Origin of the sequence: Roseofilum acuticapitatum BLCC-M154 (assembly GCF_030068475.1) — a bacterium.
GTDB lineage: Bacteria > Cyanobacteriota > Cyanobacteriia > Cyanobacteriales > Desertifilaceae > Roseofilum > Roseofilum acuticapitatum.
The window spans coordinates 22,452-33,499 of sequence record NZ_JAQOSP010000106.1 but is presented as its reverse complement, the minus strand read 5'-3'; the positions used below and the strand labels follow the sequence as shown (position 1 = coordinate 33,499).

The window sequence follows — 11,048 nt, the reverse complement described above, 5'->3', positions numbered from 1 at the left end:
CCTTATCATCTTGATTAACTTTAGCTTCTCTCCCTAAAGAGAGCGCTTCAGTTCAATTCACTAACGAGGGTCTAACTCATTTAGTTTAGGCTTTCAAACTATAGAATTTTCTAGGTTCGGTGGCTTCGATTGGGGGTCAGCCGTTCGCTGCCGTCCTCTCAAGCACAAATACGAATATAGCCAATCTTCCCCTTCCTTGTCAACCCTTTTTTGAAACTTTTTTTGAAATTTACTGAAAACCTAATGAAATCAAGGGTTCCAGCAAACAAAAAAAATATCGCTCTGACAAGCGATCTAGCTCTGGTTTCGTAAAATAAGTCTAAATGCTTAGTTAAATTATCCAAAAGCACGATGCGAGATGCTGGTTCTATCTCAATAGAGTTACTATGGGGAGGTTTGGGGTTAAGCCTTCTGTATCATGGCTGAAACAGATACAAAAAAGAGGAAGACTTAAGTGCCCTCCTCTCTATCAAGGTGTTTACCTCAATACGGATTGAAGTCTACTGAGCAGAAGCGGTGGTAATATCCGATGTGACACAGTTGAGCATCCGTAATGTGGCTGCTGCTGCGTAGTTGCGACGAGCATTATCATTGGGAACAAACCGAGTCCCAGATTCATTTAATGGGGAAGCGACAGAGCAATAGGTAGACATTTGGGTAATGAGATCAGAAGCCCAATGATTGTTAATGTCGCTAAAGGATTGGGGATTTTGTTTGGCTTCGAGTTGGGGATTTAAAGCACTGGTTTTACGGGCAAATTCGGCTGCACGACGTTGGACAGCCATTAATTCTGCACGGGTGACGGATTGGGCGGGTTTGAATGTACCATTTGTGTATCCACTGACAATATTGTTGTCTTTTGCCCATTTGATTTTGGCGGAACTCCATCGAGAGGAGGCAACATCAGGATAGGGAGATGTGGCGGTAGCTGTGGGGATGTTCACGTTAGTGCCCGGAATGGTTTTGAGAGATTCTAAAACCATGGAGACTAATTGTTCGCGTGTGAGGGGATTTTGGGGACGGAAGGTGCTGTCTTCGGCAAAACCAGAAATAAAGCCGATATCGACTGCTTGATTGATTTCCGTGGCATAAATGTCATTGGCAATATCTTTGAAACTGGGAGTGGTGGGTGCAGGAGGATTGGGATCAACTGGGTTAGGATCAACCGGGTTGGGATCAACTGGATTGGGAGATGTACCAATCAATGCACTCAGTTGTTGATCGTTGAGTAGATAAACATGGCCGAGGGTTTGGCCTTCATAGGAGCGTTTGGCAAAGCGCCAACCGGGATTGAGATAAATTTTGGCAAAATCGGAGGTTGCGCCATAGGTGCGACCAATTTCTATTTCTGGGCCTCCTGGAGTGTTGGATGAGCCAACTAAGACTAAATCGTTGTTGCGATTAACAATCCGCAGGCTGTACTGGAGGGCAAGATCTTGATTATCAACGCGAATAGAAAAGCCGTTACTATCGGTACTGCGACCACAAATACCAGTAAAGTCAAAATTAAGTAGAAGGGGATTAACAATGGTGGGGCTTTGGCCGCTTTCACTCCAACATTGACGGGTGTTGGATTTTTGTTCCAAAATGAGGAGTTGATGGGCGCTGGTTCCTCGTGGAGCTGCGATCGCAATAAAATTCTCTTGTGTGACTTCAGTATGATCGAAGAAGGCGCGAGCAATCGATACCCATGTCGTCATCCCAACGACTGTGGTGGTGGCAATAGCAGCTAAACGAGAGAGGAGTGATTTATTCATAATGGTTATTGGTGAGTAGACTTAATGTAAGCAGTGTACAAGAGAGGTGTTCTGTTCTCCAGTACCCCCCCAGTCGAAGGGTATCCGTGAATTGTTTCTAGAGGGTGTGACACTTTTAGAGCTGTCTATAACCGAAGATTCAGATTGAATTACGAAGGTTTAACGATCGCCTGATATAAGGTCTTTAACTTAGCTTCTACAGGGGGCGGTTTGGAGGTAAAGCGGATCGAAAACCGATCCTTAGACTGAGGGTTATCTAGCACTTTGGCATAAACATCTTCTCTATTTTCCGGTTGCTCATCCTTAAAGAAATTTATTTTTAAGTTGGTTAATCCGGAGGGGATTTGATCCGCATACTCTGGATTAATCAGAATAGTTGCCCCTTTTTCTGATAGGGCAATTAACTCACCCTGGTTGACTCGATCGCTGATATTCTTGCCCTCCAGCAGAGCATACTGAAGAGGAATGGCTTGGGGTAAGGGAAAGAAATGCTCTTCTTCTTTGGGTAGATAAAGCTGGTACTGGCCGGCAATTCCGCCAATATCATAGATAGTAATTGGAGTTTTTACGCCCTTGGGTGTGACTTGTTTTTCGCTATTAATTTTGACCTCTGGGCCGGCTTCTATGAGGGTCGATTCAGAGACTAAAATTTGTCCGGCAGTCGTGTAAGATTCAATACGATAAGTCAAATTGACTTGAGAGCCGACGACACCGTATTTTGTACGTTTCTCGGAACCAATATTACCGACAACGACCTCACCTGTATTGATCCCAACTCCCATTTCTAGGGAAGATAGGCCCCATTCCTTCATCTGCACATTCACTGGTTTCATGGCCAGTTGCATGGCTACGGCACAGGCGATCGCCCTTTGAGCGTCATCTTCACGGGGAATGGGAGCGCCAAACAAGACCAAAATGCCATCCCCCATAAACTCATCAATGGTTCCCTGATATTCAGTAATGACATCGGCCATGTAGCCGAGATAAAAGTTGAGAATTTTAATAACTTCCTCTGGGGAAAGGCGTTCAGACAGAGCGGTAAAGCCTCGCAAATCGGAAGTGAGGATGGTGATTTTGCGTCGTTCACCACCTAACTTTAGTCCTTCGGGATGCTCTAATAGGGTAGCGACGATTTCCTGGCTCAGATAGCGGCCAAAGGTTTTGCGAATATCTCCGGCACTGCGGGCAATATAGCCTGTAATGGCTACAAAGGAGCCAACTAAACTAAGAATGGAGGGAACTACCGGTAACCACCATCCGATTAAAAAGGCTCCATAGGTTGTCAGGATTAACAGGGGAAGGGTAGCGATCGGGGCGATCGCCTTACGAATGGTAGAGGTATTTAAGCCTCCGCTATGGCGTAATCTCCAGGTTAAAACTGCTCCAACCCAAGCCCAGAAGAGAATCCAGAGGTTTTCACCGATCTCATTCCAACTTTTAATCAGGGGTCGTCCTTCTAGGGCAGATCTGAGAATCATGCTGGTAATATTGGCATGAATTTCTACCCCTGCCATCCGTTGGGAGGGAGTCCGGGTATAGGGTGTAGGAAAGAGGTCTTGAAAGGATTCTCCTACTGCACCAATTAAAACAATACGATCTTTAGCCCAATCTTTGGGGACTCGATCTTGCAAGACATCCATCAGGGAAACGGTCTCAAAGGATTGACTGGGCCCGTGATAATTGAGCATGAGTTGATATCCACCCTCTGCTTCACCCAAATAGGCTCCTATATTGGCTGGAATCGGAGCAAAAACCGTTTTTCCTAACCGCCAAGTTTTTTCACCTACGACTTCAGGCCCAATTCCTTCTGGTTGCAGATATAGAAGGGCTAGATAAAGAGGGAGACCATAAATGGTTTCCCCTTCTGGAGTATCTAAAGACACTAATGCCCGACGCACCTTACTATCGGCATCGGGCAATAAATCATTGGCTCCTACCTGGTTTTTGGCTTTTAAGGCAGGAGGGGGATCGACGCGATCGCGCTGGTCATCTCCTACAGCCTTTTGAATACCGATTAAATAGTTCGTATTCTCAAACACTTCTACTAGAGCTTGATGTCCGGGTTCAACTGGTAAATCCCGGTAAATATCCAAACCAATCGCCCTAGGTTCCATCGCAATTAACTTCTGGAGAAGATTGGCATAAATCCGATCGGGAATAATGGCCTGACCAATGGCTTGCACATCGGCTTCATCAATACCCACAATCACAATCCGGGGATCGCGAGGTTCTAGGGGCCGCCAGCGCATATACAGATCAAATAGGGCCAATTCTCCCCCTTGTAGAGCGCCCATTAATCGCAACAGAATGACCACAAAGGTTATTGAAGGAGTCGCAATCCAGACTCCTCGCTGTTGCCATAACCAATCTTTAATTGTTTGCCACATAGAACCTAGGGTTACAGTAGTCTTCCGTTATGCTGCATGTGAAGTACGCACCCTACAATACTGAACAATGCTAAGGATTTCCGGTGATACTTTCCAAGGAAAGGATGGGGGTTTGGGTTAATTTATCCAAACCTACGGATTTCAAGAGACTTTCCCAAGGGCCAGCATCTAAATCCCGCAATTGAGCGGCGATCGCTAGGCTATCATACCAAACTTTAGCTTGGGCCAGCAGCTCTGCTTGTTTGAGTAAGTCTTCTTCAGCTTGGGCGGCTTCCAAATCTGCTATTACACTGGGATCTAAGGTAATCTGGCGAATCTGCCCTTGAATGGATTCATCCGCTCCTCGGTCACTGGGATTACAAACCAGAACAAAGAGCCAGGTATATTCGTTTGAGTCTCCCATTGCTTCGGGTAAATTCATCTTGACACTCACCAAACCCCCATCTTTGGAGAGTTGTAATTCTTCCGTATAAACATCATTGCCTTGTCGATCGACTAAAATAAATTCTGCCGATTGTGCTTTGGTTTTAGGCACATAAAAGAACATGGTCGGGGTATTACTAGCCGTTTGACCCACATAATTGTCAGGTTGAGGGGGTCTCAAAGCCATCAAGGAGAGTCCATTTTGGGGGGTGACGCAAGCGGAAGCTCCCCTAACTCCACCCCCAGCACTTCCTCCTGTAGGAGCGCCAACTCCACCTGTGGGAGGGAATTCTAGGGCAAGAACTGCTGGAGCGAGTAGAACGGGAGTGAGCATAAGTGCCAGGAATTTCAGGGAGGAAGGAAAAAATTTGAAGTTCATAGTGTGAATACATCTCCTTTGGGCAAACAGATTGGATAGGTTTCTCTACCGTGGCATAGCGTCATGGGTAAAGTCTTCACCCGATAGGCTAAACTCTAATGGGTAATAGAAAGAAACGGGAGCTTTAGAACAGTCATGCGATCGCCTGACCAGATCAGGAGCAAAGAAGCTTTATGTTTACATTGATTTTGGCTCCAAGAATAATCATTCCCAGTTCAATGCAAGGGTTGACGAGATCAAAAAGGGCAAGTTCCATCAAGTTATTGTAACTTCTCTAGCATCGGCTTATGCGATCGCCACCTACCTTGAGAAAAACCATAGATCAATTATATTTGGGTTGTAAACTCAAGGGGTTCCCAAAGACAATAGCGAACGGGAAACCGGGAATAGAAAACAAGGCTCCAGAAGCTTTTTTAGTGGTAGAGTAAAACCTAATCGGGTTTTACAGCTCGTTTGTAAATCCTATACAACAAATTGTGAACTTTATTCAAGAGTCCCAGGGTGGAAATTTAGGGATGAAAATTGCAATTATTGGATGTGGTTATGTGGGAAGTGCCTGTAGTCGATATTGGCTCGATCGGGGGCATCGGGTGACGGTGACGACAACAACACCGGAGCGGGTAAGGGATTTAGAAGCGATCGCCCATCAGGTTATTGTTCTAGAGGGGAGTAATACCCCAGAACTTCAGAGTCTTATCCAAAACCAGGAAATTATTCTTCTGAGTGTGGGGGCAAAACGGACTAACCGCAGCCCACAGGGTTATCGGGATACCTATTTGGGAACGGCTCAAAGCCTGGTTTGTGCCCTAGAGAACGCGCCCCAAGTGCGTCAGATTATTTATACCAGCAGTTATCAAGTCTATGGCGATCGCCAAGGTAAGAGCGCTGATGAAATGACTCCCGTTGCTCCCGTCTCTGATAACGGTAGAATTTTAGCCGAAACGGAACAGGTACTTTTGAGTGCCCAAACTCCGGATCGTAAGGTTTGCGTTTTTCGTTTGGGGGGAATTTACGGCCCTAACCGGGAATTGATTAAAATTTATCGCATGATGGCGGGAACCGTTCGCCCTGGAACGGGTCAAGAAGCCACCAATTGGATTCACCTAGAAGATATTGTGGGCGCGATCGCCCATAGTTGCGATCGAGGGTTGCAGGGTATTTATAATTTAGTCGATGATGCCCATTTAACTCGTCAAGATTTCCTCGATCGCCTATTGAGATTACATCACTATCCTCCCGTGACTTGGGATGCTAGTTTACCCGACCCCAGACCCTATAATGTTTGGGTCTCTAATCAGAAAATCAAGGATGCGGGTTATCAGTTTCGCTATGGCGATCGCCTGTTAAGTAATGAGTAAGCAGAACAAAATACTTATCATGAATTCACCGGCCAAGCTTGGGATGCCGTCGATACCCTTTACTATGATGCTCGCTGTTCTCTCTTATCTGTTAGAGTTGAGCGATCGCCATGGCAAGGGGTATTAATCTCCGATCACTTTCCCGTCGTCGCACAAGTGTTACTCAGATAACGGTTAGTTGCCGTGAAATGGGTCATCATTCATAATAAGCTCTAGGGTAAAACCCTAATCTGAATTCATGTAAACCCTAATTTAACCCTTTTATATATGAGCAAAATTTCTTACTTTGTCGGCGGTGTCATGGGTTTGGCGATCGCCACCACGGCCGTCTTTGGTGCTTCCGCTCAAGGCTGCTTCCTGAGCAAGTCTATTGGTGAAGGGAGCAGTGAAACTACGCCTTCCGATACCCTGATCGGTGATGTAGCTCCCCATACCCATACCAGTGATGGCCCTAACCCTCTAGCTGTAGTTGCTGGTTTAGCCGGTATTGGTGGACTTGGCGCTGCGGGAATGATGCTCAAAAAGGGTTCAGCTCAAGCCAATGCTGAAGTTTCTGAAACCCCAGAAGTTGAGTATGAAGTGGAAACGGTAGTTACCGATGTCACGGCTGAAGTCGAGAGGGATCGCGAAGCGGGCGATCGCACTCTAACCTCCGTAGGCTAAGATCTGAATGGGTAGGGTGGGCATTGACCCACCCGACTTGATAAAGCATTCATTATTAATAATTAATTATTTTGACTTCTGAGTTCATTTCCCCACGTCAAACCCTTAGTCAATGGTTAGGAATTGAGACCCTATTCGGGAAAATTGTCAACCTCAGCATTATTACCCTAGTCTCGATCTCTTCCGCAATTTTTGTTATTCAAACCTACGATCTACCCCCAAATATCCATCAAGTTTTAGCCCTAGCCAATACCTGTATTCTAATCATCTTTATTTTTGAATATCTGCTACGCCTTTGGTGTGCTGAACAGAAACTAGAGTATTTCTTAAGTCCTTATTCCCTAATCGATCTCTTCATCTTTATTCCCTTCATTTTGGGGTTATTCAGTATCCATATCGGATTCTCAGAAAACCTAATTTGGTTTCGGATCTTTCATCTTCTCCGCTATCTGCGGGCCAAAACTTTTTTAGGTATCATTGACTCAGAAGATAACCTGATTGTTACTCGTATCTTCTTTACCCTCTTTTCCATTATTTTTGTTTATTCTGGCTTAATTTACCAGATTGAACATGCCATCAATCCCCAAGCTTTTCGCCATTTTTTCGACGCTCTTTACTTCTGTATTGTGACTATGACTACTGTAGGATTTGGGGATATTACCCCCCTTTCCGAAGCAGGACGCTGGATCACCTTAGCCATGATTTTAACTGGAGTGACCTTAATTCCTTGGCAAGTTGGAGACTTAGTGAAACACTTTGTTCAAGATGCTCAAAAAGTGCGGGTTGAATGTCAGGACTGTGGCTTATTATTGCACGATCCAGATGCTAAATTTTGTAAACATTGTGGGTCTAGTTTAGTCCAGTTTACAAATCATATCAAGTCCGGTTTCCGCAAGCGGACATGAAAATTTGTTAAGAAGCGGGCAAGATGCCCGCACTCCTCGAATTCTTTGATATGACTGGAGTGGGAGCATCTTGCTCCCTAAATTTTTAATTAGGGTATTTCCGCTTCGCGGACATGAATAAGCGAACTTGATATCATCCATCCCAGGAAAATCCAAATCCCCTCACTTCGCGATCGCCGTGAATACTTAGATTTCTTCTGTCTCTAAGCCAACTTCGCGCCGAAATCGGAGCAACTCCAAGGAGCGATCGCCATAAACCCCCCCAATTTGCTCTTCACAGCACTCGATCGCAAAATCATTCAACTCCTCCGGTTCAATCCCAAACATCCGCTCATATACATCCGGTTGTACCCGACAGAATTGGGGACGGTCTGGATAAATGGTACATTCTTTGCTTAAATGGTCGAAGTGGACGCACCAGCCATCAGGGCCCACCAAACTATAGTAGAGTTCTAACTCACTAGGGGATAGGTATTGGTCGAGATCCGGTCGTTCGTCTGGATCGAGATGGCAGCACGCACCACACTGTTTAATACAACGCCAAGTTGCCATAAAGCTACTCCGTAAGCTGGACTGGGAAATTGGGCTAAACTTTATTGAGTTTTGTTAACTTCCTTAAAGCTTGGGGTCGATCCCCATGTAAAATCAGAAGTTGCATTCTGTCTATATAATTGCATCAACTCCTAGGGTTGAGAGTGGAGGAGCCATGGATTTTGTCACGAATTTGTTCTCAGGTCTTGCCAGCATCGATTGGGTACTCATTGCACAGCTACTAATGCTAACATTAGTAGTGGTAGCTGGCCCAGCCGTTATCTTTGTTTTATTTTTACGAGGTGGCGACCTCTAGTATATCGTTCACTCCTTACGCGCTAAAGCCCGATCGCATCGGGCTTTTTTTTAATGAGTGTTAGGCACTGCACTGAAATCGATCTCGCTCCCCCTTTAAACCTCACTCACCACAAAGCACTGTAAAATAACGGTTGGAGTCTATGGAGGCTAATCATGGCTAAACTCACCATTCGTACTCTGCATAAAACCCTCGCTCCCATTGTCCTGCTTCCCCTGTTCACCACCGTCTTTACCGGAGTTTCCTACCGGTTAGCCAAAGATTGGTTTGGACTCACTCGCGATCAGGTTCATATCCTGATGGTGATCCATGAAGGCGAATATTTCGGTAAATCCTTTGAATCTTTTTATGTTTTGCTCAATGGCTTAGGTTTACTCTGGATGTTAATTACAGGGTTAACAATGTTAATTAACCATTGGCGCAAGCAATGGCGCATGAAAGCCAAAAGTGCCAACAGTTAATCATTTCCTATTCCCTATTTCCCCTTAAAGTCTGGCTCCGACTAACTCTAGCTCAAGAGTAGTATTACCATTCCAAGTATTTTCCCGCAAACTATAGGCAATATCTAATCGAGAAGGGAGAGGAAAGTAATCTTGCCAGCGCCAGGCGATCGCCTTCAATATCCGCTTAGACTTTTCCTCGGTTAAAGTGAGCTTAATATGCCCTTTTCCAACAATTTTTTGCTCTAAAATTCGCACATCCGGAGTCCAGAAAATGGGTAAATTATTTTCGATCCCACAGGGATGCAAGCGATCGATTTGCCCATATAAATCTAGATCCAATTGACTAAAATCGGCTAACCCATCAATACGGATCAAGGGTTTTAGCCATTGCGGTTCTAAGCAACGATGGGAAAAATCGCTCAGTTGTTCTTGAAAGGCTTCTAAATTTTGGCTCGGTAAAGAAAATCCACCAGCCGCTTTATGCCCCCCATATTTTCCTAACAGATGATCGCAATATTCTAAAGCTTCAAAGACATGAAATTCCGGAATCCCTCGCGCTGAACCCCGGATGCGATCCTCGTCTTCATAGGTTCCTATAAACACAGGAACGCCATAGCGCTCGACTAAACGAGAAGCGACAATTCCAATGACTCCATGATGCCAACCGGGTTGAACTAAGACCAATACTCGATCGTCGTATAGGGGGATTTTTTCTCGTTCAATGATATTAATAGCTTCGTGAGTAATCTGCTCGCAAAGTTCTTGACGATGGCGATTAATTTGCTCGCATTTCATGGCTTGCTCTAGGGCAATTCCGGGTTCATCAGTTGTTAATAAGTCGATAACAATTTGGGGATCGGATAAACGACCGATCGCATTAATTCTCGGCCCTAAGCGAAAGCCGATATCCTCCGGCTTAAGGGATTTCTGGCGATCGTTGACTCCAGAAACCTGAATTAAGGCTTGTACTCCTGCCAATTCTGAATCGGGTAAACGGCTGAGTCCCCGCTTTAACCAGCGTCGATTGACTCCGGTTAAGGGAGCGAGATCGGCGATCGTCCCTAATGTAAATAGTTCTAAACATAGAGGATAAATAGCTTTGGCTTGTCCCAACTCTTGGGCTAAAGTAATAGCCAGAATATAAGCTACTCCAACTCCGGCAACAGAAGCATAAGGCGAAGTTTTGGGTAACAGTTTGGGATTTAAAATAGCAGTCGCTGGCGGCAATTGATTGGGTAATTCATGGTGATCGGTAATAATTACCCTTAAGCCTAATTCAACTGCCCGCGCAATGGGGTCATAGGCAGAAATGCCATTATCTACCGTTAAGATAATTTCGACCCCTTCTTGGTGAAATTCTTCCACAATGCGGCGATTAATCCCATAGCCTTCATTCATGCGACTGGGAATGGCATAATCGACTTGAGCGCCCAAATGGTTTAAGCTGCGTAATAAGAGGGCGGTACTGGTCATGCCATCAGCATCATAATCTCCACAGATGGCAATTTTTTGTCCTTGGGCGATCGCCTCTTTCAACAAAGCCACACTTTTTTCTAAATCAGGGAATTCTTCCAAGGGATGGGGGAGTTTGAGCCGATCCGGATGTAGATATCCTTGGGCTTCTGAGGGTGTTTGAATCCCTCGATTGTGCAAAACTTGGGCAATTAAGGGGGATAAATTCACCTGTTGGGCAAACTGCTCGATCTGGGGAGCGGGATCGAAAATCTGCCATCGCTGCTGAGGAAGTCGCCCCACCCTTGGCAAGTGTCGATTCAAGGTTTCTGGGGCAGTGGTGGGGGCAGAGAGAGAAAAAGTGGAATTATCCATTAAAGGGAGCGATCGCCAGAGCAGTACCATCTTCGTTTAGCGTATCATACCCTGAGTTC

10 protein-coding genes are annotated in these 11,048 nt (G+C 45.4%); 5 read left to right on the top strand and 5 right to left on the bottom strand.

Features of this window, described 5'->3' with window-relative positions; translation table 11 throughout:
- Nucleotides 1–500 precede the first annotated feature (500 nt).
- From PMG71_RS17020 to PMG71_RS17010, 3 genes are all read right to left on the bottom strand, one after another.
- Nucleotides 501–1,757: a DUF3747 domain-containing protein gene (locus PMG71_RS17020; RefSeq protein ID WP_283754905.1), complete on the bottom strand. Its 1,257-nt coding sequence runs from the start codon at nucleotides 1,755–1,757 to the stop codon at nucleotides 501–503.
- A gap of 149 nt (nucleotides 1,758–1,906) precedes the next feature.
- The gene (locus PMG71_RS17015) at nucleotides 1,907–4,144 is read right to left on the bottom strand and encodes a CHASE2 domain-containing protein (protein ID WP_283754904.1); all 2,238 of its coding nucleotides are present in this window, start codon (nucleotides 4,142–4,144) and stop codon (nucleotides 1,907–1,909) included.
- A 70-nt stretch (nucleotides 4,145–4,214) separates the two neighbouring features.
- Entirely contained in the window at nucleotides 4,215–4,946 is a 732-nt protein-coding gene (locus tag PMG71_RS17010; RefSeq protein ID WP_283754903.1) for a DUF928 domain-containing protein, read from the bottom strand.
- Nucleotides 4,947–5,461: 515 nt separating this feature from the next.
- Here PMG71_RS17010 and PMG71_RS17005 point away from each other — a divergent pair.
- The 3 genes from PMG71_RS17005 to PMG71_RS16995 all read left to right on the top strand — a co-directional run bounded on the left by PMG71_RS17005 (nucleotide 5,462) and on the right by PMG71_RS16995 (nucleotide 7,872).
- Nucleotides 5,462–6,304, top strand: a complete 843-nt coding sequence (locus PMG71_RS17005) for an SDR family oxidoreductase (protein WP_283754902.1) — start codon at nucleotides 5,462–5,464, stop codon at nucleotides 6,302–6,304.
- 267 nt (nucleotides 6,305–6,571) lie between these two features.
- Entirely contained in the window at nucleotides 6,572–6,967 is a 396-nt protein-coding gene (locus PMG71_RS17000) for a hypothetical protein (protein ID WP_283754901.1), read from the top strand.
- A gap of 71 nt (nucleotides 6,968–7,038) precedes the next feature.
- Complete coding sequence (locus tag PMG71_RS16995) at nucleotides 7,039–7,872, top strand: ion transporter (RefSeq protein WP_283754900.1); 834 nt, start codon at nucleotides 7,039–7,041, stop codon at nucleotides 7,870–7,872.
- A 186-nt stretch (nucleotides 7,873–8,058) separates the two neighbouring features.
- Here the strand turns inward: PMG71_RS16995 and PMG71_RS16990 are convergent, their stop codons facing one another.
- Nucleotides 8,059–8,424, bottom strand: coding sequence for a YkgJ family cysteine cluster protein (locus PMG71_RS16990; RefSeq protein ID WP_283754899.1), 366 nt, complete (start codon nucleotides 8,422–8,424; stop codon nucleotides 8,059–8,061).
- A 154-nt stretch (nucleotides 8,425–8,578) separates the two neighbouring features.
- Here PMG71_RS16990 and psb30 point away from each other — a divergent pair, with 154 nt between their 5' ends.
- Together psb30 and PMG71_RS16980 are read left to right on the top strand one after the other, a co-directional pair.
- On the top strand, nucleotides 8,579–8,719 hold the full coding sequence (gene psb30, locus PMG71_RS16985; protein ID WP_283754898.1) for a photosystem II reaction center protein Ycf12/Psb30: 141 nt from the start codon (nucleotides 8,579–8,581) through the stop codon (nucleotides 8,717–8,719).
- Nucleotides 8,720–8,874: 155 nt separating this feature from the next.
- Entirely contained in the window at nucleotides 8,875–9,180 is a 306-nt protein-coding gene (locus PMG71_RS16980) for a hypothetical protein (protein ID WP_283754897.1), read from the top strand.
- Between the two features lie 24 nt (nucleotides 9,181–9,204).
- Here PMG71_RS16980 and recJ read toward each other — a convergent pair whose 3' ends face one another.
- Complete coding sequence (recJ, locus tag PMG71_RS16975; RefSeq protein ID WP_283754896.1) at nucleotides 9,205–11,019, bottom strand: single-stranded-DNA-specific exonuclease RecJ; 1,815 nt, start codon at nucleotides 11,017–11,019, stop codon at nucleotides 9,205–9,207.
- Nucleotides 11,020–11,048: the final 29 nt, after the last annotated feature.